At 57.2% G+C, this 25921-nt stretch carries 18 protein-coding genes; 5 read left to right on the forward strand and 13 right to left on the reverse strand.

What is annotated here, in order from left to right; translation table 11 throughout:
- Nucleotides 1-3 precede the first annotated feature (3 nt).
- The 8 genes from mltG to aspS form a co-directional block, all read right to left on the reverse strand.
- Complete coding sequence (mltG, locus tag G439_RS0103795; protein WP_022867861.1) at nucleotides 4-1263, reverse strand: endolytic transglycosylase MltG; 1260 nt, start codon at nucleotides 1261-1263, stop codon at nucleotides 4-6.
- Nucleotides 1260-1742, reverse strand: coding sequence for a Holliday junction resolvase RuvX (gene ruvX / locus G439_RS0103800; RefSeq protein ID WP_022867862.1), 483 nt, complete (start codon nucleotides 1740-1742; stop codon nucleotides 1260-1262). Before ruvX ends, mltG begins: the two co-directional genes overlap by 4 nt.
- Entirely contained in the window at nucleotides 1739-4441 is a 2703-nt protein-coding gene (alaS, locus tag G439_RS0103805; RefSeq protein ID WP_022867863.1) for an alanine--tRNA ligase, read from the reverse strand. The genes ruvX and alaS overlap by 4 nt, the downstream gene beginning before the upstream one ends.
- A gap of 110 nt (nucleotides 4442-4551) precedes the next feature.
- The gene (rpsD, locus tag G439_RS0103810; RefSeq protein WP_022867864.1) at nucleotides 4552-5175 is read right to left on the reverse strand and encodes a 30S ribosomal protein S4; all 624 of its coding nucleotides are present in this window, start codon (nucleotides 5173-5175) and stop codon (nucleotides 4552-4554) included.
- Nucleotides 5176-5300: 125 nt separating this feature from the next.
- Nucleotides 5301-6644, reverse strand: a complete 1344-nt coding sequence (locus tag G439_RS0103815; RefSeq protein ID WP_022867865.1) for a replication-associated recombination protein A — start codon at nucleotides 6642-6644, stop codon at nucleotides 5301-5303.
- 31 nt (nucleotides 6645-6675) lie between these two features.
- On the reverse strand, nucleotides 6676-9444 hold the full coding sequence (locus tag G439_RS12135; RefSeq protein ID WP_131333511.1) for a hypothetical protein: 2769 nt from the start codon (nucleotides 9442-9444) through the stop codon (nucleotides 6676-6678).
- A 242-nt stretch (nucleotides 9445-9686) separates the two neighbouring features.
- Nucleotides 9687-10304: an L-threonylcarbamoyladenylate synthase gene (locus G439_RS0103825; RefSeq protein WP_022867867.1), complete on the reverse strand. Its 618-nt coding sequence runs from the start codon at nucleotides 10302-10304 to the stop codon at nucleotides 9687-9689.
- Between the two features lie 125 nt (nucleotides 10305-10429).
- Entirely contained in the window at nucleotides 10430-12241 is a 1812-nt protein-coding gene (aspS, locus tag G439_RS0103830) for an aspartate--tRNA ligase (protein WP_022867868.1), read from the reverse strand.
- 95 nt (nucleotides 12242-12336) lie between these two features.
- Here aspS and G439_RS0103835 point away from each other — a divergent pair, with 95 nt between their 5' ends.
- The 5 genes from G439_RS0103835 (at nucleotide 12337) to fni (ending at nucleotide 18076) form a co-directional block, all read left to right on the forward strand.
- A complete protein-coding gene (locus tag G439_RS0103835; protein ID WP_022867869.1) occupies nucleotides 12337-13731 on the forward strand; it encodes an MFS transporter in 1395 nt (464 codons plus the stop codon).
- A 149-nt stretch (nucleotides 13732-13880) separates the two neighbouring features.
- A complete protein-coding gene (gene mvk / locus G439_RS0103840) occupies nucleotides 13881-14843 on the forward strand; it encodes a mevalonate kinase (RefSeq protein WP_022867870.1) in 963 nt (320 codons plus the stop codon).
- Nucleotides 14840-15841, forward strand: a complete 1002-nt coding sequence (mvaD, locus tag G439_RS0103845; protein ID WP_022867871.1) for a diphosphomevalonate decarboxylase — start codon at nucleotides 14840-14842, stop codon at nucleotides 15839-15841. Before mvk ends, mvaD begins: the two co-directional genes overlap by 4 nt.
- A gap of 13 nt (nucleotides 15842-15854) precedes the next feature.
- Nucleotides 15855-16955, forward strand: coding sequence for a phosphomevalonate kinase (locus G439_RS0103850; RefSeq protein WP_022867872.1), 1101 nt, complete (start codon nucleotides 15855-15857; stop codon nucleotides 16953-16955).
- Entirely contained in the window at nucleotides 16952-18076 is a 1125-nt protein-coding gene (gene fni / locus G439_RS0103855; RefSeq protein WP_022867873.1) for a type 2 isopentenyl-diphosphate Delta-isomerase, read from the forward strand. The genes G439_RS0103850 and fni overlap by 4 nt, the downstream gene beginning before the upstream one ends.
- Nucleotides 18077-18271: 195 nt before the next feature.
- Here fni and G439_RS0103860 read toward each other — a convergent pair whose 3' ends face one another.
- From G439_RS0103860 to G439_RS0103880, 5 genes are all read right to left on the reverse strand, one after another.
- The gene (locus G439_RS0103860; protein ID WP_022867874.1) at nucleotides 18272-19633 is read right to left on the reverse strand and encodes a tripartite tricarboxylate transporter permease; all 1362 of its coding nucleotides are present in this window, start codon (nucleotides 19631-19633) and stop codon (nucleotides 18272-18274) included.
- Entirely contained in the window at nucleotides 19633-19938 is a 306-nt protein-coding gene (locus G439_RS0103865) for a hypothetical protein (protein ID WP_022867875.1), read from the reverse strand. The genes G439_RS0103860 and G439_RS0103865 overlap by 1 nt, the downstream gene beginning before the upstream one ends.
- A gap of 125 nt (nucleotides 19939-20063) precedes the next feature.
- Nucleotides 20064-22328 carry a DEAD/DEAH box helicase gene (locus G439_RS11080; protein WP_051125702.1) on the reverse strand — a complete coding sequence of 755 codons (2265 nt, stop codon included), beginning with the start codon at nucleotides 22326-22328 and terminating at the stop codon, nucleotides 20064-20066.
- 287 nt (nucleotides 22329-22615) lie between these two features.
- Nucleotides 22616-24241, reverse strand: a complete 1626-nt coding sequence (locus G439_RS11085; protein WP_051125690.1) for a GTPase — start codon at nucleotides 24239-24241, stop codon at nucleotides 22616-22618.
- Complete coding sequence (locus G439_RS0103880) at nucleotides 24238-25917, reverse strand: dynamin family protein (protein ID WP_026459367.1); 1680 nt, start codon at nucleotides 25915-25917, stop codon at nucleotides 24238-24240. The genes G439_RS11085 and G439_RS0103880 overlap by 4 nt, the downstream gene beginning before the upstream one ends.
- Nucleotides 25918-25921 lie beyond the last annotated feature (4 nt).

Below are 25921 nucleotides of genomic sequence, written 5' to 3' on the forward strand. Positions count from 1 at the left end.
GGTTCAGCACTTCCCCTCGTTGGCAGCGCAGTATTGGTTGAACTTCTCGACGTTCTTATTGTGTTCGTCCAAAGTCTGCGCAAACAAAGTTTCGCCAGTATCCAAGTCGATGGTCACGTAGTACAACCATGCCCCCTCGTCAGGACTGACAACAGCCTCAACTGCGGCACGCGAAGGTGATGCGATTGGAGTTGGTGGAAGCCCGGCGTGCAGGTAGCTGTTGTAGGGATTATCCGCGGCAAGATCCTCTTGAGTTGGGATACCTCCGGTTTTACCAACTCCGTAAAGGACCGTCGAGTCCATCCCTAGTCGTCCTCTTGTCTCTCCTTCGGAATCCTGAAGGCGATTTTCAATGACCCGCGCAACCTTGGGTAGATATTCGTCAATATTGACCTCGCGCTCAAGGATCGAGGCTTTGATGAGCACGGTCTGGCGTTGAGCCGCATCCACGCCTAATTCATCGAACTCAGCAACGGTCGCGGCAATCATTTCGGCGAAGAGGTCCTGTGGGGTATCGCCGGAGGATACTTCGTAAGAACCGGGCATCAGCCAACCCTCAGCGTTGCCGCCGGCTTCAGCTGGGAGGCCCAAAGCTGACGTGTCTGTGAGTGCGGCCGTAACCTCGTCCTCGTTAAAGTCGGTGACGTCGACAATTTTTTCGACAACTTGAGCCACCGTCTGACCGGGGTTGACGGTCACGGTATTGTCTGAACGATTCGCGTCGTCAAGCAAAGCTGCGATAGCGTCCGAGCTCGACATTTTAAGTTTGAGGGTGAAAGTACCCGGTCGGATTGACGATGCCGCCTTATTGGCGTCAAAGGCTTTAATGAAAGCTTCCAGCGACTTGACGACACCGGCATCGACGAGCTTCTGGCCGATATCCGTGCCAGAATCACCCTGTTCGACTGTCACCTGAACCGATCCGCTACCGGGGCCTGGGTAGTCCTGCGCAACGGGGGCAGATTGGCCTGCACTGTCGCGTAGCTGACTCAAAGCGAACCAACCAGCTCCGCCGATCAAAGCCAGAACGATCACAACGATGGCCAGCGTGCGCACCCGACGCCACATACGTTTACGTTGTGCCAACTGACGTTCTCTTGCCAGGCGACGTGTACGCATTCCTGTAGTTTCGGGAGCCGAGGATTCAACGTGGGTCCTACGACCTCGGGGCTGCGGGGCAGTGTGCCTGTCCTGGGCTGCGAGTTCCTGCTGAACCTCGCGACGAGAACGCATCGGCGGCCTGCGGTTGTCAGGGGTACTCACTGACTGTCCTTTCGGTCGTTGCCCTCGATAGATACGCCTGGGGGCCTTCCTCCCATACGTTCTTCCTCGAGGGCCTGCTCGAGGATGATTTGCGCTGCAACTTGGTCGACGATGTTCCGGTGGTCCCTTTCAGGAACCCCCGATTCACGCAGTCTCTGGTGGGCTTGGTTTGAGCTTAGCCGCTCGTCAACCATTGCAACCCGCACCTGGGGACGCAAGTCTTTGATTTTGCGCGCGTATCGCCGAGCGCCCTTCGCAGACACTCCTTCACTGCCACGCAGGTGCCGGGGTAAACCGACGATAACTTCGAGAGCCTCAAATTCGTCGACGATCTGGGCCAGTTCCTCAACATCAGACCAGTCATCGGCGCGACGAAGGGTACGCACCGGCATCGTGATGATGCCATCGGGGTCGCATCTGGCCACCCCAACTCTGACTGTTCCGACGTCGACTCCGACGCGCACGCCGCGTCGCTTCACTTGTCTAAGATCTCCCGTTGCAGAGCGTCGAGAGCTTCTTTGATGCCATCAAGCTTGGTGCCGCCGCCCTGAGCGACGTCAGCGCGACCGCCTCCGCCACCGCCAAGGAACTTCCCGACAGCTTTGACGAGGGCACCAGCGTTGATTTGGAGTTCGCGAGCACCATCATTCGTGGCCACTACCAATGATGGCTTGCCATCGATTGCACCAGCCAAAGCTACGACAACGTTCTTGTCGTTGCCGAGACGATCACGCACATCGAGGGCAAGGGTGCGCAATGCATCTGCTGAGGGGACGGGCCCAACGGCGGAGCGCACGACTGTCAAACGACCAACCTGTTGAGCAGAGGCAGCCAGGTCGGCTCCCTGGGATAGGGTGGCTTCGGTCCTGACCTTTTCAAGTTCCTTTTCTGACTCGCGCAGCTTAGTCATTAGTGATTCGATGCGCGCTGGCAGGTCTTCTGCTCGGCCTCCAAGCATTGATGACAATTGAGACACCAAGGCATGCTCTTTGGCTTGGAATTCATAGGCTCCAGTACCCACAAGGGCATCGATTCGACGCACGCCTGAGCCAATGGAACCTTCGCCCAGAACCGTGACTCGGCCGATATGTCCCGTGGTCGGCACGTGGGTGCCACCACAAAGCTCACGGTCAAAACCGTCACCAATGGTGACAACCCGAACCTGCGAGCCGTATTTCTCACCGAAGAGTGCAATAGCACCGAGCTGACGTGCCTCGTCAATACCCATCACGTCAGTACGGACTTCAAGATCTTCAGCGAGTTTCTCGTTGACCAACGCTTCAATATCCTCAAGCTGCGCCGTTTCGAGGGCGCTGCCGTGTCGGAAGTCAAAGCGAAGCCTGGAAGGAGAATTTTCCGAACCCGCCTGATCAGCATCCTCAGAGACGATCGAACGCAGGCCGGCGTACACCATGTGGGTTGCGGTGTGCGCGCGAGCGATAGCAAGGCGACGCTCAGTGTCGATCTGGGCATACGCTTTGGATCCGACCGTCACCGTTCCTTCCGTCAATGTTCCCCTGTGCACGGAAAGACCGCGGATAGGTGCTTGGACGTCGTGGACCTCAACAACTCCTCCGTCAGCCATGCGAATGGTGCCATGGTCAGCCAGCTGCCCACCCATCTCGGCGTAGAAAGGAGTTCGGTCGAGGATGATCTCGACTTCAGCGGGCCCAGTGGCAGCTGGCGCAGGAACTCCGTCGACGAGCAAAGCAGTGACAGTGGCATCAACGGCAGACTCTGTGTAGCCCAGGAACTGGGAGCCGCCACCCATCTGCTTTTCAATATCTTGGAAAACGCGGACATCTGTGTGGCCGGTTTTCTTTGCGCGAGCGTCAGCGCGGGCGCGTTCTTTCTGCTCATTCATCAGAGCACGGAAGCCGTCCTCGTCCACCTTGATGCCCTGCTCGGCGGCCATCTCCAAGGTCAGGTCGATGGGGAATCCATACGTATCATGCAAAGAGAACGCCGATTCTCCCGACAGCATCGGCGATCCGGATTCCTTCGCCTGAGCAACGGCGGTGTCAAGGATCGTGGTGCCTGCGTTGAGGGTGCGACGGAAAGCATCTTCCTCGGCATAGGCGACATCCGAGATCGTCGACCAGTTGGTTTCGAGCTCCGGATACGACAGTTTCATTTGTTCTTTCGACGCAGTCATGAGAGCAGGCAGCGTCGCCTCGTCTACTCCCAGCAGGCGCATAGAACGCACCGCGCGACGGATCAGACGACGCAGAACGTAGCCTCGGCCGTCGTTTCCGGGGCGAACACCGTCACCAATGAGCATGAGAGCCGAACGCACGTGGTCAGCCACGACACGCATACGCACATCATCGTCGTAAGCAGCGCCCGCGCTGGGGCCGGCAGCACCTAAACCGTAAGTCTTTCCAGACAGTTGCTCGGCTGCAGCAATGACGGGGAAAACTTCGTCGATCTCATACATATTCGGCTTGTCCTGCATGATGAATGCGAGGCGTTCCAAGCCGGCTCCGGTATCAATGGCAGTCTGGTCGAGCTTTCCAACCAGTTCAAAATCGTGGCCTTTACCTTCGCCGCGCACAAACTCATCAAAGACGAGGTTCCAGATTTCCAAGAAGCGATCTCCGACAACGTCGGCTACGGGGCCTCCGTCCGGCCCGTACTCGGGTCCGCGATCGTAGTGGATTTCGCAGCACGCACCCGCCGGACCGGGCTGGCCTGTCGACCAGGAAATCTCAGCAAAGGGCAACTTTTGGACGTGCTCGGCGGGCACTCCAATGGTTTTAGTCAGGTAATCCCACGAAACACGGTCTTCTTCCCAGATCGTCATCCAGAGACGATCTCCGTCTAGACCGTAACCACCTGCGGTCACTGGACAGGTCAGCAAATCCCACGCGTACTGAATGGCGCCTTCTTTGAAATAGTCTCCAAAAGAGAAGTTGCCATTCATCTGGAAGAACGTTCCGTGGCGCGTCGTTTTGCCGACATTGTCAATGTCATTGGTGCGGATGCATTTTTGTACCGAGGCTGCCCGGGGCCAGGGTGCGGGTTCTGTCCCAAGGATGTACGGAATGAAGGGAACCATTCCGGCCACGGTGAACAGAATTGACGGCTCGGGAGAAATCAACGAAATCGATGGACGGATCTCGTGATCCTTCGATGCGAAGAAGTCAAGCCAACGGGAGCGAATCTCAGAGGTGCGCATGGGTCCTCATCGTAGACGTGGAGGCGGCGCAAGGCACATTTGCACCGCGGGATGAAAGAAACAGCGGAGCCCCGGAAGCCTATGAGGTTCCGGGGCCCGCTAAAAAGCGATCAGCGCGAGTAGTGCTCGACGACCATCTGGACGTCGCAGGTCACGGGGACCTCGGCGCGCTTGGGGCGACGAACCAGCGTGGCCTTGAGGCGCTCGAGTTCGACATCGAGGTACTCGGGAACGGCGGGGAGAACATCGCGGTGGATGCCCTCAGCGGCGATCTCGAAGGGAACGGTGGTCTGCGACTTAGGCTTAACCTGGATGGTCTGGCCGGGCTTGACGCGGAAGGAGGGGCGGTCGACGATCTTGCCGTCAACAAGGATGTGACGGTGGACGACGAACTGACGAGCCTGCTGAATAGTGCGAGCAATGCCTGCGCGCAGGACAAGGGCGTCCAGGCGCATCTCGAGCAGCTCGACCAGGTTTTCACCCGTCAAACCTGAAAGACGACGAGCCTCTTCGAAGGCGCGGCGCATCTGCGATTCACGGATGCCGTACTGGGCGCGCAGACGCTGCTTTTCCTTGAGACGAACGGCGTAGTCGGATTCTTGGCGACGGCGTGAACGACCGTGCTCACCGGGGCCGTAGGGGCGCTTTTCGAAATAGCGGACGGCCTTGGGAGTCAAGGCGAGGCCGAGGGCGCGCGACTCGCGCACCTGCTTGCGGGAACGGTTCTGAGCCATTTCCTCTTCTTTCCTGTTTCGTGTGTCATGCCACCCGCGGGTGCGGGCTGCATGGGGTCAACTCCCGGATTTCTTATCCTTCGGCTAAGACCCCAGGTGCGCCGTATGACGGCAGCCCGAATACTTTAACGCATCTGGAGCAGATCTCTAATCGCTGCAAGGCGCTTCGTGATCATCGCCTCATTACCGTTCGTGCTGGGTTCGTAGTACTGAGTCCCCACCAAGTCATCAGGCATGTACTGCTGTGCAGCCACATGGTGAGGAGCATCATGAGCGTAGATGTAGTCCTGACCATGCCCAAGATCTTTGGCCCCTGAATAGTGGGCATCGCGCAGGTGCAGAGGAACCGGCCCACCTTTACCTGCACGAAGATCTGCCAGAGCCGCATCGATGCCTACGCACACCGAATTTGACTTCGGAGCGGTTGCAACGGCAATAACGGCTTCGGCTAAAACAATCCGTGCTTCGGGCATGCCGATCATTGCAACGGCCTGAGCAGCAGCAACGGCTGTTTGCAATACTTCAGGGGCTGCCATACCGACGTCTTCGGCCGCATGGATCATGACTCTTCTGGCAATGAAACGCGGATCCTCCCCCGCTTCAATCATTCTGGCAAGGTAGTGCAGGGCTGCGTCCACGTCGGAGCCGCGCATTGATTTGATGAAAGCTGACGCAACGTCGTAATGCTGATCCTCATCCCATCGCACGAGGGCCTGGTTTGCTGCTGTCTGAACGTGATCGACGCTGATCGTCGATTGACCTGTCTGCGAGGCCGCGCCGGCAGCCGCTTCCAGTAGTGTCAACGACTTGCGGGCATCCGATCCAGCGACTCGAATGAGGGCTTTGCGTGCATCGTCAAGTAGTTCGAAACGGCCCTTCAATCCGCGCTCATCTTCGAGGGCGCGAGTCATGAGTGCACCAATAGCTTCTTCACTCAACGGATGAAGCGTTTGTAACAGCGAACGCGACAATAGAGGAGAGATTACAGAAAAAGAGGGGTTCTCTGTGGTCGCGGCAATCAGCGTCACCCACCTGTTCTCGACGGCGGGCAGAAGCGCATCTTGCTGGGACTTAGAAAATCTATGAACCTCGTCAATGAATAGCACTGTGTCTTGACGAGTTGCTCCGGTTCGACGTTTCGCAGCTGCCACTGCCTCGCGAATGTCTTTAACCCCAGCTGATACTGCCGAAATCTCCTCGAAGTGGCGACCAGAAGCACGTGCCACCAGGTACGCCAAAGTAGTTTTTCCGGTCCCAGGAGGACCCCAAAGGAAAACCGACGACACCGACGGACTGCCCTCTTGAGCCGGTTCGATCAGACGACGCAAAGGAGCGCCCTCGCCCAGGAGGTGGTCCTGGCCAACGACCTCATCCAAGCTTGTGGGACGCATGCGCACCGCCAACGGTGCGTCCGGTGAATAAGCGGGGATACCGGTATTTGCGAAACTCTGTGCGTCGAAGAGATCCATAACTCCACACTAGCGCGCAGCCGCCGACGCTTTATCGGCGAGTCAGCGAAGGCCCTGACAACACTTGGAAGATCACCAAGGCGCCCAGGAACACCAAACAACCTGCGGCTCCAAGAATGTAGCCATTCAGTGCGGTGGCGTCACCTCCCATTGACTGGGTCAACGACTGAGCGTGCGCTGCCATAATCGATGAGGCGTCGGCTGTATCGGATGAACGCGAACTGGCAAAGAGAGCATTGGATATCTCAAAGTCGGCCCAACCCAACACAGCCGTATTCTCACGGTCTCCCACAATAACGGTGTAATGCCCATTTGCAAAGGTCGAAATATCCAGTGAGGCCGATTCGTCCGCTCCAACTTGCGCCCACACGCTTTGACCACCGGGGAACACTGTCAGTGACACCCACGAGCCCGCAGGGGCGACTTGAGAGGGAATACGAACCATCAAGTTGGCGCCATGGATACTCACGCCCGTATCTGCCCGCTGAGAGTCTTTGAGTTCACCCGTACCGGACACAACGGACTTCGGTTGTGTCTCCGGTCGCTGACTATTGACCTGGACTCCCCCAGATCCGTTTCGCGTCTGGATGTCACCGGCGGATGGGCGAAGAGTAATAGATCCCAGAGGACCACGACGAGAGTTCTGAGTCTCAACGGTCGTGTCTCCATCACCTCTAAGCGGCGCTGACGGCGCTTGACCGGCTTGTGAGTCGTTTGAGCTCTCTCTGTCGGATTCTGAGGGCTCTTTGTTCTCGCGTCCTCCATGGATTTCGTCAACGGCGGGCTCCTCAGCAGGCGCGGGGACATCGATCTTGATCGGATCGACGACGGGAAGAGGAAGCTCGGTGGGTGCGGGAGTGGGGTCAAGGATCGGGCCGGGCATGGGAATGATTTCCTCAGGCGACGGTGTTGTTTCATTCGCCCAGGCCCAACCTACGATCTGGGAGTCACTTGATTGGAAGATAAGTCGTGCGCCGGAAATATCGTCGCGAGTCAGGCCCGGAAGTTCTGCCGTCCAGTACCCTTTTTCATCCATACTGCCGCTCGCGCGGATCTTTCCTTCGCCGCTTTGCTCACCAGCGGGTACCAGGATGACCTCGGTGGCTGAATCGAATGCGAGCGAAGGGGCAGCGATGACCTTGAGGTTTCCCTCGTGGTAATGGATGGCGATCCCCTCGAGAGCTGGCCTTGTGAAGGTTAACGGATCGATATGGGCAATGTCCGCGGCACGTTCGTGGCCTGCGTCCTGACGAGATTGAGTCAAAAGTTCCGCGCGCATCCACCCCGTAATTGTGTGCAGCTCGGGGTCAAAGAAGACCAGCTTCGAGCCGGTCAGCGCTGTCTTGTCGATTCCGACGATCCATGCTCGCCAGGCATCTTGGTCAAGCGAATCGACGTCGAGGTCTAGGAGTGTGGTCTGGCCGTCCTTATCGACGAGGGCGACATTGGTGAGGTCGGTGAGGCCTGCTTGGGCATTCAGCGTCACAACGTATCCGGTTATTCCGTCTTGTGATTGGACTTCAACCGATACCGGTTTGACTTCTTGAGAGTGGGCGATCTCGTCGACTGAGAAAAGTGGTGTGGATTCTTCTTTGAGCGCCGGTGTCCAGCCGATGACTCCGCCTGCCTCGTCAGTGAAGACGATCTTAGCCTTTTCTAAACCGGCGTCGATTGCTTCGGGGATCCATGCGTGCCAGCTACCGTCCGGATAGATTGTCGGTTCGGTTTCGAGTTCCAGAGGAGAAGCTTGGGGATCCGCCGGTACAAGGACAACCCGAGTCTTTGCATCAAAACCGGCACTGTGGCAAGCACTGATCGTCAAGATTCCATCAGAGTAGTTAGATGTCACGCAGTCAAGACTTGTGTTGGCCAATTCAGAAATATCGATGAGACCGATCGGGTCTTCCTTGTCCCCGGTAGGCTTCGGGTTAACGAAGCGCGCATAGAGAGCGTCCCCGGAGATCCATCCAAGAGCCGCTTCGTTCTCACCGACGAAAACAATGCGAGCTCCGACCAAAGAGTCACTATCTAGATCAGCGATACGCACTCGCCAGGTATGGGCCGTCGTTGAACTATCCGCGATCGTCAGCTTGGTCACGGATGAGTCCTGACGAACCAAATAGGCTTGTGTATTTTCACCGAAACCTTCGCTTCCGATGACTTCAACATCGAGGAAGTTGTCGACGAACTCAGCGCTTACCTCGTCGGAAAGATCCTCGGAAGTCTCAATTTCGACAGGCGTGATTGTCCGGACGGTGCCCTGGGCACTGTTAGCCATACGAATGAAGCCAGTTCCAGCGTCCTGGATCCTGAGGCCCGCAGCATCGTTGTAGACAACATAGAAGTCGACTTGGTGCACTCCTCCAACTTGCCAGGCGACTCCTTCGCCGTTGTTGACCCCATTTGGGATCTGTACATCCATTGGGGCTGCGGCCACCATGTCAGATCTTTGACTCGTTTGATTAGGCCCCATGGCTTGAGCTTGCCAACATTGGGCAGCTTCAACCGTGATCTCACCAAATTCACATTCCCCTACAGGACTCCCCCCATCGAGGACAGCGAAAGCGTAGATCGCAGTCGGAGAGCTTGAGTACACCGTCCATCGACTGCTGGTCTGCCCCGGCACGACTTCTTTAATGGTGTCATCGGCAGTGGGTTCGCGCAGTGTTGCAGCCGCCGCTGGCCATGCAACGAGTAGCGCAATGACGAAAATCGCCAGAACAGCAGTGAGAATCTTTCGTCCAACGGCCATCGCCGATGTCATGGTCTCGCCAAAACTCATAGGCGTAGTGTTGGACATGGGGGGGCTCCTTGGACTGAGGATCGTCTCGACGGCACACAGACTGTCTGAATGAATGCCGTCAGTTCATGATCACGAACTCTGAAATTTTATCAGCCCAAACCTCACTTGAACTTATCGGGTATCCAATCGCACATCTAGGCATATCTCCAAGGTCATGCCCACGGAAACCCCACCTGCTGACGGGATTGAAGAACACGACTCAACGCACAGCGACCTCGCACAATACGAGGACTCTCGGTTTATTCGAAGATCGCGGTGTCACCGGCACCGTAGCGGGCAATCTCGGGCACGCCCGAAGTAAAGTCAACAACGGTTGTAGCCCCCGCATCACCAACGGGACCAACCAGCACGAGGTCGACTTGGCGACCAATCTTGTCATCGACTTCAAAACCATCGATTAACGGCTCGTCTTCACCCGGCATGATGAGAGTCGAACACAGCAGAGGCTCACCGAGCTCAGCGACCACAGCCTGCGTGATCGCATGATCGGGAATACGCACCCCAACCGTGTGCTTCTTCTTGTTGAGTGTCATCCGAGGGATCTCTTTAGTGCCGGGCAGGATGAAAGTGTAAGGCCCGGGGGTTAAGGCTTTGATTGCACGAAATTCTGAATTCCCAACGATGACGAGGTCGCCCAATTGGGCGAATGAATGACACAGTAAAGAGAAGTTGTGTTTGTCATCGAGTTTACGCACCTCACGAATGACATCCATTCCAGCCTTGTTTCCAAGTTTACAGGCAATGGCATATCCGGAGTCGGTGGGCAAGGCGATGGTGCCGCCACCGTGCAGAATATCGACTGTCTTAGTCACAAAACGGGCTTGGGGGTTCACTGGGTGCATCTCTACGTACGACATAACACCATTGTGCCCCAGGTCACGTTACTCTTCAGAACTTTGCTTAAGACAAAAGAGCGGCCTCGGGTAACCCCGAGGCCGCTCACAGAAGAACCTCAACGATGCGTCAGCAACGCTCCGTCAGGTCACTCCTGCTCAGAAGACACCTGCTCGCCCTGTTCGCCACGCTTCTTGGGCTCAGCATCAACTCCTGCTTCCTTGCGCTGTGCCGGCGTAATCGGAGCCGGAGCATCGGTTAGTGGATCGTAGCCGCCACCAGACTTCGGGAAAGCGATCACATCACGAATCGACTCGGACTTCGTCATGAGAGAAACAATGCGGTCCCACCCAAATGCGATACCACCGTGGGGCGGAGCACCAAACTTGAAAGCATCCAGCAAGAAACCGAACTGTTCTTGAGCTTCCTCGTCCCCGATGCCCATGACGTTGAAAACGCGATTCTGAACGTCACGACGATGGATACGAATGGAACCGCCACCGATCTCATTGCCATTACACACAATGTCGTAGGCATACGCCAAAGCATTTCCAGGATCGGTATCGAAAGAATCCATCCACTCAGGCTTAGGAGACGTAAAGGCATGGTGAACGGCCGTCCACGATGAATGACCCAAGGCCACGTCACCTTCCGCTTCAGCGTCCCCGGTTGGCTTAAACAAGGGCGCATCAACGACCCAGGTAAATGCCCACGCATCTGGATCAATGAGGTCGCATCGCTTGCCGATCTCCAGGCGCGCTGCACCCAAGAGCTCGCGCGAGGGCGTGGGCTTACCTGCAGCGAAGAAGATACAGTCACCCGGCTTGGCGCCAGTTGCCCCAGCAAGCCCGACACGCTCGTCCTCGGTAATGTTCTTGGCGACAGGACCACCCAAGGTTCCGTCCTCGCCGATCGTCACATAAGCAAGACCCTTAGCTCCGCGAGCCTTGGCCCACTCCTGCCACTTGTCGAATGTACGACGCGGCTGAGACGCACCCCCAGGCATCACCACTGCGCCCACATACTCACTTTGGAACACCCTGAAGGTGGTGTCCTTGAAGTAGTCGGTGAGCTCAACCAGCTCGAGACCAAATCGAAGATCCGGTTTATCCGAACCGTACTTTTCCATCGCGTCCTTATACGTCATGCGAGGTAGAGGTGTCGGGAGCTCATAATCAATGAGGGCCCAAACGTTCTTCATGACCGATTCGGCAACCTCAATAACGTCGTCTTGGTCCACGAAGCTCATTTCAATATCGAGCTGGGTGAACTCGGGCTGACGATCCGCACGGAAATCCTCATCGCGGTAACAGCGGGCAATCTGGAAGTATCGTTCCATACCGGCAACCATCAGCATCTGCTTAAACAGCTGAGGCGACTGGGGAAGGGCGTACCAGGAACCGGGAGACAAACGAGCCGGAACAATGAAGTCGCGAGCTCCTTCGGGTGTCGAACGCGTCAAGGTTGGCGTTTCAATCTCAACGAAATCGTAGTCGTACAAGGTGTCACGAGCCGCCCTCGAGACTTTCGAACGCAAGCGCAGCGCGTACTGCTCGGGTTCACGACGCAGGTCAAGATAGCGGTACTTCAAACGGGTCTCTTCACCCACATTGCCCGAATCCTCAGCGTTAGCCGACACCTGGAAAGGAAGAGGAGCTGAAGTATTGAGGACCTCGATGTCATCACCCATCACTTCAATGGCACCCGTGGCAAGATTGGCGTTCTCATTGCCTTCGGGGCGGGCGCAAACCTCGCCCGTCACCTTCAAAACAAACTCTGATCGCAATTCGTGGGCGACAGACTCATCTCGGACCACCACTTGAGCAATTCCGGAGGCATCACGCAAATCGACGAAGGCAACGCCTCCGTGATCGCGCCTGCGATCCACCCATCCGGTCAGTGTGACTGTCTGGCCAATGAGATCGCTTCCGAGCTCTGCGATGTTGTGAGTGCGAAGCACTGGTATTCCTTTCGTCGGTACCATCCGCGAGACAGGCGGCGGCACCCCGATTCTACGCCCGCAGACTTTGCCCCACCGCCGCCCACGGTGGGAGGATGCTCACCGTGCCAGCATCACCCTCAGCTCCAACCGCCTCGAAATGGAAGCCCATTGAGATTTCCCTCATGGTCGGTGCAGTCCTGCTCATCACCTTGTGTGCCTTCGAAGGCCTCGCGACAACGACCATCATGCCGAACGTTGTCGCCGACTTGGATGCGGATGCCTGGTTCTCCGTCGCATCAGGATCTTCCCTCGCCGCCCAACTCACCGCCACAGTCATTGCCGGAATACTCACTGACTGGAAGGGTCCTCGCACCGTCCTGCTCAGCGGTCTCGCACTCTTCACAATAGGACTGCTCGTATCGGCGTGGGCCTGGGCAATTTTGCCATTCGTCTTTGGCCGCATCGTCCAAGGCCTTGGGGCAGGTCTGCTCATCGTTCCCCTATACGTCCTCATTGGGTCAGTTGCGGCCCCCGCTCGCCGTCCTACCTACTTCGCGGCTTTCTCCCTCGCCTGGGCACTGCCCTCACTCATCGGCCCCGCCATTGCCGGATTCGTCGCCAAGTCCTTTGGCTGGCGTCCCGTGTTCTGGGCAGTACCGATCCTGGCCATCATTGCCGTCATCCCACTTTTGTCGGTACTCGCAAAGTTTGCTGGCCGACCCCGTACAGCCCCGTCATCTCTTGCCTCCTTGAGTGCCATGGCAATCGTGGGTGGACTGGGAGTCGTATTCTTCCAACTGTCAGGTGCAGTCTCGGGACTCAAGCTTGTAATCCTCTTCGTCCTCGGAATTACAGCCACCACCTGGGCCCTACCTCGACTCCTGCCAAGAGGGGCGTTCGTTCTCAAAAGAGGAGTTCCAACGGCCATCGTGACACGAATGCTGGCTATGGGAGTTCAAGCCAGTGCGGGAGCTTTCATTCCTCTCGTTCTCCAGCGAGTCCACGGCTGGCAAGCCGATGCGGCCTCGCTTTCAGTGACCCTCGGATCTTTGTCATGGTCGGTCGGCGCGGTGGCTCAAGCACGGATCAAGAATCCTCAATGGCGGATTCGCCTACCCTTGATCGGCACCATCCTCATGCTCGTTGGGGTCACGATCATGTTGGCCTTGCTCTTCAAGAACATTCCCGTGTGGATCTCCATTCTCGGCTGGATGATCTCAGGAATGGGCGTTGGGCTCATGCACGCTTCGCTCTCTGTGCTGACCTTAGGTATGACTCCGCAATCTCAACACGGCAAGGTCTCGAGTTGGCTCCAAGTGGCAGATTCGGCTGGCTCGGCTGTCGAATTGGCCGTGGTGTCGATACTGATGGCACTGTGGGCGTCCATGGGGATCAGTGGATCGTTGGGATACCTGCCAGCCATGGTCACCGCCATTGCAGTGGCGATAATCGCTGTCATCGCCGCACGACGAATCGATACCGCTTCGAGTGAGGTAACAAACCTCTGATTCATGCTTCACCAAAGCCAAATATGCTGGAAACTCGCGGTGTGCCTGGCTTGCAGCGCGCCTAAGCGATCACTACGCTCAAAAGGTGCCCTTGAGTGCGCCTTTCAGGCAAAGGGCCTGAAATGGTAGTCGACCAAGGGAAACTCAGCATGGATCGTCATTCCGCCGTGCGCGTTGGCCACGGCCTGGCGTGGGCTAAGACCATACTTATTGGCGAACATTCCGTGGTTTATGGGTATCCGGCAGTCGCTCTTCCTCTTCACGACTTGCAAATGCGAGCCACCGCGACGCCAACCGAAGGGCCATCGCGCCTGACCTCGCTTGGCTACGACGGACCATTCAAACAGGCGGGCCCCCAATTCGCCTGCGTTGCGCGCGCTTTCGAGGTCGCCCGTAAACGCTCCGGTTGTCTCGACCAGTCGTTCCACATCAGGACACAGTCAGATTTCCCCCACGAGCGCGGCCTTGGGTCATCAGCAGCATCGGCCGGATCAATCATCCGCGCAGTCATGGACTCATGCGGCCTCGAACCGACTCGTGAAGAACTGCTCGCTATGATTCACCAGGCCGAGCTCATTGCCCACGAGCGTCCCTCAGGACTTGATGCAGCTGCCACTACCGCCCCCTCCCCCATTCGCTTCCAATCCGGCCAAATGAAACTTTTAAGCCAACGCATCCGTGGCAGCCAACTCGTTATCGCCGACTCTGGTGTTCACGGTTCCACCCGCGAAGCCGTATCCGGTCTGCGCACCAGGTACGAGGCCGACCCTGACCGTTACGGCAGTTACATCAATCGTTTGGGCGAACTTACCCAAACATCAATTGAAGCCCTGGCTCACGGCACAATCGACGTCCTCGGCACTGTCATGAACGAGGCTCACGACGTCCTGCGACTTTGCGGAGTCAGCCTCGACCTCCTCGATTCCCTCACCCAGGCGGCGCGTCAGGCTGGAGCCTTAGGGGCAAAGATGACGGGAGGCGGCCTGGGAGGGTGTCTCATTAGCTTGACTGACTCCGACGAAGCCACTGCGCGAGTGCGTCGGGCGCTGATCAAAGCGGGTGCCGCCCGAACCTGGACCTACCAGCTGCGCGTCAGCGAAGGAGAGATGTGACCACCTCGTCAACCAGCTCCGCTTCGGCCACAGCCAGTGCGAACTCGAATATCGCACTCATTAAATACTGGGGTAAAGCCAATCCGGCTCTCTCACTGCCGACAACCTCATCGCTCTCGTTGACCTTAGACGACACCTGGACAACGACAAGGGTGTCCTTTGACGACGGCAATCACGGGCTCGACCAGGTATCCATTAACGGCAAACAAGCTAGCGGAACCTCTCTGGAGAGAGTCAGCCGCTTCCTCGACCTCGTTCGCAAACGCGCCGGACTGAACCAGGCCGCAACCGTTGAGTCACACTCGACTGTTCCCCTCGCTGCTGGCCTAGCTTCATCAGCCGCTGGTTTTGCTGCGTTGGCGGGAGCAGCTTCGCGCGCTGCCGGCCTGGATCTGGATGAACGCGACTTGTCTCGTTTAGCTCGACGCGGCTCTGGCTCCGCCTGCCGGTCAATCTTCGGTGGCCTCGTCCTATGGAATAAAGGCACAGACGACCACAGCTCCTATGCTGAACCAGTCGCCACCGATTTGAACCTTGCGATGGTTGTCGTCACGGTCGAATCGGGTAAAAAGTCGATTTCTTCAAGCCGGGCGATGAAGCACACCCTGACAACCTCTCCTCTTTATCCTTCCTGGGTCCAGTCCAGCGCCACAGATGTCCTCGATGCACTCGACGCCGCAGCGACCGCAGATTTACAGCGACTCGGAGATATCGCAGAAGCCAACGCGCTTGGAATGCACGCCACGATGCTTGCCGCCCGACCCGCAGTCATGTACTGGCTGCCAAGCACCGTTGAAGTCCTGAGCCTCGTGCAACGTTTGCGAGCTGAAGGCCTGCCCGTGTGGGCGACGATTGATGCCGGCCCAAACGTCAAGGTGCTCACCGACCGCGCTCATGCCCAACAGGCATGCGCAGCATTATCGCAACATGTGCCCAACGCCTCTGTGACGCTTCGCCTATCCGGCGAGGGAATCCGCTTTGACCAGGCCCGCGCCTGATTTACTTAGAACCATGACTCGGTCCGTTTCCTGTCAAGCTCCGGGAAAGCTCTTCATCACCGGCGAATATGCGGTTGTTGAACCCGGGCACAGCGCCCTCTTAGTATCCGTCAATCGTTTTATTACGGTGACTGCAACCGCCACTGAGGGACCTGCCGCACGTATTTCTTCCACCCTCTACGAGGGCGGGCAGCGAACCTGGACTCGAGATTCCCACGGCGTCGCCATTCAGCAACCTGACGACTTGGACTACGTCCTGTCGGCTTTACGCGTCGTTGAAGAAGTTGCGCGCACTGGCGGCCTCGTCACCGAGATGTTCCACCTCGATGTGGATTCTCAGCTCGTTGATGATGAGGGAGTCAAACTCGGTTTAGGATCCTCGGCGGCAGTGACGGTAGCAACTGTGCGCGCTGTGGCCGCCTTTCATGGACTGCAAGTCAGCGACCTAGACGTGTGCAAAATGGCGCTTTTGGCCTCTGACACCGTTGAACCCATTGGTTCAGGTGGTGATATTGCCGCCAGTTCTTTCACCGGTTGGGTTCGGTATTCATCTCCTGACCGTCAATGGCTACGGCGAAAGCGCCGCACAATGTCGGTGGCGGATCTTGTCCGCAGTGAATGGCCAGGGTTACGAGTTGAGCGTATCAATATCCCAGCCGATATCAACCTGTTGGTGGGGTGGACGAGAGAACCTGCGTCTACCCCCTACCTGGTTGCCAATGTGCAGGATCGGGCTCAAGAAGATGCGACTTCGGTCAACGACTATCAGGGATTTCTCGCATCTTCGGATGCCTGCGTTGACGAATTAGTTCATGCTTTGCAGTCACGCAATTTCGCGGCAGTTGCCCAGGCAGTTGCCGTGAGTCGCCACCTACTCCAGGATTTGATGCGCGCAAGTGGTGTTGTCATCGAGACCGCGGAATTGACGCGTTTGGTCGAGATTGCGTGCGCCCACGGGGCAGCTGCGAAGAGTTCCGGTGCCGGAGGCGGTGACTGTGGAATCGCACTGCACGGCTCACATACGAGCGCCGATGCACTGCGCAAAGCCTGGTCCGAAGCGGGCATTCTGCCGCTGGATTTGGTGGTCTGGACGCGTCCTGAGGAGTCCCGGTGAAGCCAGCTCGTTCCTGCGAATCCTCCGAGGCCGCGCAGTCCCAGTCTGCTTCGCTGGTTTCTCACGGCGACCGCAAAGATCAGCATGTTTCCTTGGCGATGAGTCTTCACGACCCTAGTCGATTAACTCCTTGGGCCGATGTGTCTTTCGTGCATCACGGATTGCCTGATACCCGCGTAGACGACGTGGACATTGAGACTGAGTTCCTTGGAACAGCGTGGCCGTGTCCTTTCTACATCAATGCGATGACGGGTGGCACTGAAGCTACTGGCCGTCTCAACGCCGCTTTGGCTCGTGCTGCTGGTAGCGCAGGCGTCGCCATTGCTTCTGGTTCTCAGCACGTTGCGTTGCGCGACCCTTCCCGTGAGCACACTTTCCGGGTGATCCGCCAGGCTTCTCCCTCCGGTTTCGTCATGGCTAATGTGGGGCCGACCGTGTCACCTCGAGACGCTGTGCGTGCCGTCGACATGCTCGAGGCTAATGCGTTACAGATTCACATCAATGTTGCCCAGGAAATCCCCATGCCCGAGGGCGACCGCGATTTCACGGGCTGGGAGAACTCGATTGAAGCGATCATCGAGGCTGTGGACGTGCCGGTGATTGTTAAAGAGGTTGGTTTTGGTTTATCTCGACGCACGATCGAGTGTCTAGTTGATCTTGGTGCCAGCGCCATCGATGTCGCTGGCAATGGCGGGACTGACTTCATCGCAATCGAAACCTCACGACGTCCAGATGGGGCCTTCCGCGATCTCATTGGATGGGGCCAGTCTGCTCCGCTGTGTCTTTTGGAGTCCTTGCACGGCCGATCCCCAGTGTCTCTACCGGTTCTTGCCTCTGGAGCTGTTCGTACTCCGCTCGATGTGGTACGTGGCCTCGCCCTCGGAGCCTGTGCTGTGGGTGCTTCGGCACATTTTCTTCATACGCTGACTGAACTGGGTGATGAGGCTTTGTACGAGGAAATTGTGTCGTGGCGTGAGCAGATTCGATCAGTTATGGCTCTCCTCGGTGTCCAAAATATCGCCTCTTTGAGCACCACAGACCTATTCATTACGGGGACAACTGGCGAGCGTGCTCGTTTGCTCGGCATTGATCTTGAGCGTTTAGCATCGCGGTTCAGCTGAGCATCACGGTACGCCTCGTGCAGGTTAACCGCGGTCTCGTGTGAGTTCTTTGCGTTCGCTGCCTCACACGTGCGTCCCTCGGGAAAGTTTTGTGCGTCCCTCGCGGAGGTTTTGGGCGTCCCTCGCGGGGATTGGAGAAACGGGGTCTCGTACCGGCGAACCGGACGAGACCCCGAAACTCTCAAATTGCCTGCATCAGGCGAGAAGAGCCAACCAACCAATAATGCCTGGCGATGCATAGAGCGTCATGAATTGAACACCGTAGGACACTCCCAAACGATTGAGAGAGCCACACACGATACCCACCAGTAGAACGCCAAACATGTTGGGAATACCTGCATCAATGTAGGCCAGTACAAGGATCAGCGAAGTGAAGAGGGCAAGAACAGCCTCGTGCGGGATGCGCCTCATAACAAAGTGGGTGATCTGGCTCGACCAACGCACGGCCACCACATAGGTGATCACCACAGCCACCATGGCACCTAGGGTTGTCGCAACAATAAATTGCGGCATGGACAGGAGGTGGTGAATGTTCTTGTCAACGGAAAAGACTCCCGGAGCTTCAAAAAGCGGTCCAGCCGGTCCGGCCGAAACACCTGAAATCGGGATGCCCAGTGCCACCAAGGGAATGATGACGCCGGCAAGATAGGTTGAGTGCGTCAAAGAACTCATGACCGTGACGGCACGCTTAGCCTTTTCCACCGGATCCTTGAGGGAAGCCGTGGAAGCTTCACCCAAGATGAATGTCAAACCCACGGGAGACAGCACGAACAGCGGCGTCGATGCCGCAGCCATGCCTGCACTCCACCAGCTCTCCGACTTGGAAATTAAACGATGCGGTCGCAGTTCACGAGAACGGAAACCATCGGAGGAAAAACGCGCATCCGTCAAATGACCGTGAGGCATTGCGCCGCGCCTCTTCTTATTGAGCAATTCAAGAAGCGTGACCAGCATCGGGCCAACCGTGATCCCAAGGAAGAAAGAAATATTGACATTCTTACCCGGCTCGATGATCCCCATCGCCTCGTAAACGGATGGCAGACCGCGGAATAGGAATGCCAACGGAATGATGGAGAGCAGCGCGAGGATCCGATTCGAACCGAGAAGCGCAAGCAAGCAAGCACCGATGGCAAGAATGATCGGAGCCTGGCTCTTGATCGGTTCTGCGATTGGGGCAACGATCGCCGCAAGCACGAAAGCCAGTGGGATCGAAACGATCGTGCCGATCGCCGAGCCAACGGCCATCTTGCGGATCGTCGTAGATGCAAGGCCCTTTGAACGCAGTAAGACCGCATGTTCCATCAGTGGGGCTGACATGACGCCACCGGGCAGGCCCACAAGTGCCGTCGGAATGGCATTCATGAGGTTGAGGGTGACGATCGCTGAGATGAAGAAAGACAGGACCACTTCCGGCGCCGCACCAGAAAGGACCAGAGCGAGCGTCACGGGAGCAAGGACCGAGGTTTCGTCGGTTCCCGGAATGAAACCGATGAAAGAGTAGAGGACAACGGCTGCCAGAACCGCAGCCAACATCATCAAAAGCATCGAGGCTTCCATCAGGCCTTCACCTCCGCCTGGGGCGTGCTATCGATAGGGTCTCCGTGCTCATTGATGTCGACAATGGAAACGTGTCGTTTGGGTGTGACGATGAAGCAGTTGACGATAAAGCCGAGCACTGCGCCGCCGAGTCCCCAGAAGAGGAGTTGGCCGCCAATGAACTCGGCAATGATCAAGGCAGCGGCTGCACATACTGCGGATACTGCCAGGGAAATGACGAGGTCCCGAGGAGAGACTAGGTCGTTCCATACCTCGATATTGGGTTCATCATCTGTAGATGACGTGTTCTCTATATGTTGATGCACGAAGTGAGAGTTTATTCAACGCAACGCGTTTACTCCAGGACCTTCGTGCATGACCTGCACCATGAAAAGGCCCGCGCTCTGCGGGATCGCCCACCTCAATAAGAGACCGATCCCGCCGGCAGATGTCAGTGCTTGAAAGGACGCTTCCCACCAAAATGTCGACTACCAGAGTTTCCCTGCTGGTCACGATTGCGTCGATCCGGACGCGGTCCCTTGAAACCGCGAGAGCCGGACGCTGAGTCGTCGTAAAAGTTCTCGCGCCGTTGACGCGTCTCCTTTTCCCATCGCTCCGAACGCACGGACCGAGGACGTCCACCCTCGTCACGGGGGTTTTCAACTCGACGGCCTTCGTAGCGTCGCGAATACTCACGCTCTGAGCGATCCCTAGCGGGACGGTCCGAACGATCAAATTTCTTGGCTTGATCGAAAGAATGCTCGTAGTCGGAACGACCTTTTCCAGGCCCCTGATCCACTCGAATACGCAGCGGCCGACCCTGGACATACCCCTTGCCGATACGACGCATCTGATCGTCACTGAGGTCCCCTGAAATCTCCACAAGGGAGAAGGTTGGGAAGATCTCAATGTGACCAATATCCTTTCCATCGACACCGCCCTCACCGGCAATGGCACCCACGATTGAACCAGGCTTAACTCGATCCTTCTTCCCGACTTCCACACGGTAGCGAGTCCCGCCGGCCAAGCTGCGTCCACCACCTCGCCGCCGAGCTCCATCCCGGCCTCCCTTAAGCGGCCGATCCTTGTCACGTCCGCCTTCGAAGCTGGCACCGACGAATTCGCCTGACTCGTCGACTTCTTCTTCACGGCGAATCTTTCCTCCACCGCGGCGATCCTTTTCCACACGAAGAGAAGGACCCTCATCCCCCACGGCCTTGGCCATCAGGGCTGCTGCAATATCGAGGACGTCGCTGCCACCCTCGGTGCTAGCTTCAGTCAACAGGCTCTTATACATGTCAAGGCGTCCACGTTCGATCCGCTCCCCCAGTCCTTCCAGGAGTCGCTGAGAACGGAACTGAGACACTGCGGCAGGCGAAGGAATCGCGATCTCCTCCATCGCAGTGCCAGTCAATTTTTCAATACGACGAAGACGTCCATGTTCACGCGGAGTAAAGAATGTCAAAGATCGTCCCTGGCGACCTGCTCGTCCCGTTCGCCCAATGCGATGGACATAGGCTTCGGGCTCACGCGGAACATCGAAGTTAACGACCAGGGAGATGCGCTCAACGTCCAGGCCACGAGCTGCAACGTCTGTCGCAACGAGTACATCCAGCGAGCCTGAACGTAAACGCTCCACCATGCGTTCGCGCTCATTTTGCGCAACGTCGCCCGAAATACCGGCGGCCCTAAAGCCTCGAGCCGACATTTCCAAGGAAATTTCCTCAACATCTGCACGGGTGCGCACGAAAACGATGGCTGCGTCCGCATCTTCTTGGCCTTCGGCAATGTGCTGTGCACGAGTAGCCAGGACCCGACTTAGAGCACCGATCTTGTGCTTGTAGGGCACCACCGCGTAGGTCTGATGGATGGTATCGACGGTTGAGGACTCTACCGAGACAGCAACCTTGACAGGGTCGTTGAGGTGGTTGTTCGCGACGCGTTCAATCGCTGAAGGCATGGTCGCTGAGAAGAGAGCCGTAAGCCTGTCTTCGGGAGCGGATGAGGCAATGGTTTCGACGTCTTCAGCAAATCCCATACGCAACATCTCGTCGGCCTCGTCCAAAACGAGCATACGGATGCCAGAAAGATCCAATGCGCCTTTCTCAATGAGATCGATGACCCGCCCCGGTGTGCCCACCACGACCTGGGCACCACGTTTAAGCGCGCCAATCTGGGGACCGTAGGGAGAACCGCCGTAGACAGGAACAACAACGAGGCCGCGCGTACGCGAAGCGAAGTCTTCGATTGCCTGCGCCGACTGCATCGCAAGCTCACGAGTAGGAGCCAAAACCAGTGCCTGGACAGCCTTTTCTTCAGCGTCAACGATGGACAGCATCGGCAGCCCAAAAGCCGCAGTCTTACCGGTTCCCGTCTGGGCGATACCCACTACGTCACGCAATTCGAGCAGAGGAGGAATTGCCTCAGCTTGGATGGGCGTAGGAGTCACGAAGCCCATATCCGTAATGGCTGCCAAAATATCGTCAGGCAGCCCAAGATCGGCAAAGGTTACTGAGGGCTCTTCGTCGAGAGATTCATCGGACTCGTCGTGGGCCTCCTCATCAGATTCGTCGTCGAGCTCATCTTCGGCGATCTCCTGATCTTCGAGGTCGTCATTGTCAAAGTCGTCTTCGCCTTCGTTTTCCTCAAGATCTTCAACGTCAAGATCTTGCGGAAAACCGGAGTCGTTGGTGAGGTCTTCACCGTTAGAGGACATATTAATTTCAGGCACAGTTCATCCTTGTGGGATAGCAGGTTTTTCGAAGCCCAGTGGCCCGGGCCGGGTCGGGGTCGACCTTCGGCGCGGCTCCGCTCATCCACAACAACACTCACCGGAAAATCCGGGCACCATCACAGGGGGCTGCGCCTCATCGCTCCCTCACCCTATCTGTTTTGACACTTCAATATCCTCTAGCCTCCGGTGAATTCCCTCACCGCGCATCCAGAGCCACAAGCTCTGACCCGAGCTCGCAAACTTCGCCCTGGAACAAAACCTCGGATCCGTCACTTTGCGCGCGCAAGGGCCAAAGAATCTGCAATCGCACCCTGGCGTTCGTCCTCGGCCACTATGGCAGCAACAATAGTTGCCTCAACTGCCTCTGTGATGGACTTGTCAATGCTGGCTCGTGCCCGCCGTCTGCGTCCCGCTGCCCCCAAAAGTGTCAATAACCAGCTCACACAAGCAATGAACACTGTCGCGACCACGCCCCCCACAAGGAGCCATACGGGAATCGGAATATCGTGCCACCGTGGTGGATCCCAAGGAATCAAGAAGTATTGGCGCATCAAGTGAACGGCTCCCAACCAGATCACTCCAGCCAAAGCAACCAACCATCCGATCCACTGGAGTGCATTGGAAGCCGACCACCACCGTGGGTTAGTCACGGGCCCCAAGTCTGCTCCTGCTACCGCGGTATCAAGCTCATGGGCTAACTCGTCTGCCTGCTCCAGGATCACCGCTTTCATTCGGCGTTGCCATGTCTCGGGTCGGTCCTGCGTCACAGCCGTTGACACATTGCGTAAAGACCGCATGAGAGCCGGTCCAGATGTCATCGAAGCAGCCGGAAGGTCAGGCACATGCAGTGACGACACGTCCCCAGACCGATCGCGAGGGCGCAAACCCAAAACAGCCAAAGGATCGGCACGCAAGGAGCGTAACCATCGCAAAGCCAGCCAGCCAGTATGTTGTCCTGCACGATGCCGGTATGACGCGCCCACTGCGTCAATCACCCGGGGTACACCGACCGCATCCCCAGCCTGAGAGACCAGAGCCTGAGCCAGTCCGTCGGTATCAACCCAATCAACCGGCCCAGTGATCCCTAAATCATCACCGATCCGATTGGCAATATCCGTCAAATCGGCATGGATCTTTAACGACTGTTGACGGATCCTGACCGCAACGTCGGCGATAATCCCACGCAATTGATCGACGCCCTCGCCGGTAATAATCGAGGTCGAGACGAACCGCGCTCCCTTGACGCCATCAGCCTCAACGAGTCTTCGCAGGTCCTTTTCAACCGCATTTCGATCCGATGGGGTCAGTTCGTCAATATGAGTGAGGACAACAACCGCTTCTGCCTGGCGCGAGTGCAATGGAATGATCCACTCTTCGTGAATGACACCATCTGCGTACTTTTGAGGATCAACCACCCAAATGACCAGATCAAGACGTTGCGCTAAACGTCCAGAGAGTTGCCGATGGCTAACCGACACTGAATCAATGTCAGGAAGATCGACCAAAACAACTCCGCTAGGCCACGGTGAATCCGCATCTAATTCGTGGCGATGTGCAATCTGCATCCAATCAAGAAGATCGCCAGCCTGAGTATCTGGACTCACAAGAGCCAACGCTTGGGTTGTCGTTGGCCGCGTCACGCCGGTGCGAGCAACCTCAGAACCAACCAGGACATTGACGAGGGACGATTTTCCTGACCCCGTCGCTCCCAGCAATCCCACCACTGTTGTCGCCGGATCCAGGCCTCGCCTCTGAACAGCGGTATCCATCACTAAACGAACATCGGTCAGCGTATGCGGATCAAGATCCTGCCCTGCTAGCTCCAGGACACGATCGAGCGCATCTGCGCGCTCCTCAATAGTTGGAGCCGCCGATTTGGAGCGTAATATCTTCATTCTTCCCGCCCCCGTACCCCTTCGGTCGCCTCCTGAAGGGTCTGAGCATCAATGGTTCCAGGAAGCATTTGACGCAGAGGCTCCACGCGCTGCGAGAGGACGGTTTGGCTGGACTCTAGGAGCATGTCTTGGGCTCGCGCTGCCATAGCGCGCACCGCTTGGTCTCCAAATACTGATTCGAGCAAACGCTGGGCCAGCGCCGCAGATGCTCCAGCGACGCCGACCTCGGCTCCAGTTAAACCGCCCGTGGTAGAGAAAATAACAATCATCAGCGCGACGGAAACGATATTGACGCCAATCGCCATGACACGGGCCGTGGTCTTCTTCGAGCCGCCCTGATGGCGAATAAGTTCAAGGAGCTGTCGCTGCCAGGAAATAGTGACATCTCGGGCTAAAGAGTCAGCCTCCAGTTCGGATGCTGTATCCGCGTGGACGACGATCGGGGCCAACGCACGATCTTGTAAAAATCGATCCTCGCTGCGTTCTCGTACGCGCAAAAATTCTTCGCGCAAAATCGCAGCTAATCCGTCCTCGAGCGCGTCCTCCACGGGAGCGACCGGCGCAGGACGTCCTTTAATCATTGCCGTTAGACGATCTCGTAGCAGTGAGACGGTCTGGTCGATCTTCCTGCTGATGTCCCAAGTGCCAACGACTTCCTGCCACCGAGCTAGGACCTCCCCACGTAGCACAGTCCCGTCACCAATCGAGGTGGCGATCCGCTGCCCACTGGTCGAAATCTCCTCGGCCAAAATATTGTGCGCCCGCTCTACCGCCTCATTATGGTCGTCGATCGTTTGCGTGACGACCTGACATTCACTACGCACCGACGCCAGCGAACCACTTAAAGCTCGACGAGCAATCTGGGCCCTATTTTGAGCACTTGCGCCCAGGCTTTGGAGCCACTCAACCAATGGGGCAACGCTGTGCTGCGGAAGAAGGGAGCCCTCCAAGGGTTGCTCATCGATAGTAAAGATCGGAGCTCGTCCCAACTGCCTTTCGTTGAGCATTCGGCGCAAATCAGACTCAACGGCTTGCCTGGCACCCTCGGGCACACGATTAAGCACAACTGCGATATCGATGCCACGTGTGGCAGCTTCGTCCAAGATTTGCCACGGAATAGCATCGGCATAGCGAGCCGCAGTCGTGACGAAAATCCATAGGTCAGCCGCGTCGAGCAAATGTCTGGCCAGTTCGCGATTATCTACGGCAATCGAGTCAACATCGGGGGCGTCAATGAGGGCTATAGATTCAGGTAGCGCCTCGGAGGTTGTCATACCAAGGCTTGTTGTCGACGATGCCGATTCGTCGCGCGTAGTGTCACCCAGGCGAACCCGCGCCAACGACGGCAGAATCCTCGACGTTTCAAACCAGTGCAGATCCTGCTCACTAGCGACCAAAAGTGGCCGCCGGGTCGTGGGGCGCACAGCCGAAGCAGTAGAGACAACTCGCCCCACCAGAGTATTGACGAGGGTGGATTTGCCCGCTCCCGTCGAGCCTCCCACTACTGCCACCAACGGCGCATCAAGGGACTCCAAGCGTGGAATCACGTGGTCGTCGATACGCCGCAAGGCGCGATCTCGAGCAGCCTCGCCTTCCTGGCGCGACGACACATCTAGAAGCGGTCTGACCTGAGTCAGAACCGATCGGAGGTGTTCAACCCGCTCGATCTGCGTCATTGAA

Origin of the sequence: Schaalia vaccimaxillae DSM 15804 (assembly GCF_000420425.1) — a bacterium.
GTDB classification, from domain to species: domain Bacteria; phylum Actinomycetota; class Actinomycetes; order Actinomycetales; family Actinomycetaceae; genus Pauljensenia; species Pauljensenia vaccimaxillae.

Bases quoted from the DNA above. Each gene is read 5' to 3' on its own strand.
- G439_RS11085 (WP_051125690.1), bottom strand. From the start codon at position 24,241: ATGAAGATATTACGCTCCAAATCGGCGGCTCCAACTATTGAGGAGCGC.
- rpsD (WP_022867864.1), bottom strand. From the start codon at position 5,175: ATGGCTCAGAACCGTTCCCGCAAGCAGGTGCGCGAGTCGCGCGCCCTC.
- G439_RS0103860 (WP_022867874.1), bottom strand. From the start codon at position 19,633: ATGGAAGCCTCGATGCTTTTGATGATGTTGGCTGCGGTTCTGGCAGCC.
- G439_RS0103880 (WP_026459367.1), bottom strand. From the start codon at position 25,917: ATGACGCAGATCGAGCGGGTTGAACACCTCCGATCGGTTCTGACTCAG.
- G439_RS0103835 (WP_022867869.1), top strand. From the start codon at position 12,337: ATGCTCACCGTGCCAGCATCACCCTCAGCTCCAACCGCCTCGAAATGG.
- G439_RS0103815 (WP_022867865.1), bottom strand. From the start codon at position 6,644: ATGGATCTCTTCGACGCACAGAGTTTCGCAAATACCGGTATCCCCGCT.
- G439_RS11080 (WP_051125702.1), bottom strand. From the start codon at position 22,328: ATGTCCTCTAACGGTGAAGACCTCACCAACGACTCCGGTTTTCCGCAA.
- G439_RS0103825 (WP_022867867.1), bottom strand. From the start codon at position 10,304: ATGTCGTACGTAGAGATGCACCCAGTGAACCCCCAAGCCCGTTTTGTG.
- mvk (WP_022867870.1), top strand. From the start codon at position 13,881: ATGGATCGTCATTCCGCCGTGCGCGTTGGCCACGGCCTGGCGTGGGCT.
- G439_RS12135 (WP_131333511.1), bottom strand. From the start codon at position 9,444: ATGTCCAACACTACGCCTATGAGTTTTGGCGAGACCATGACATCGGCG.
- alaS (WP_022867863.1), bottom strand. From the start codon at position 4,441: ATGCGCACCTCTGAGATTCGCTCCCGTTGGCTTGACTTCTTCGCATCG.
- G439_RS0103850 (WP_022867872.1), top strand. From the start codon at position 15,855: ATGACTCGGTCCGTTTCCTGTCAAGCTCCGGGAAAGCTCTTCATCACC.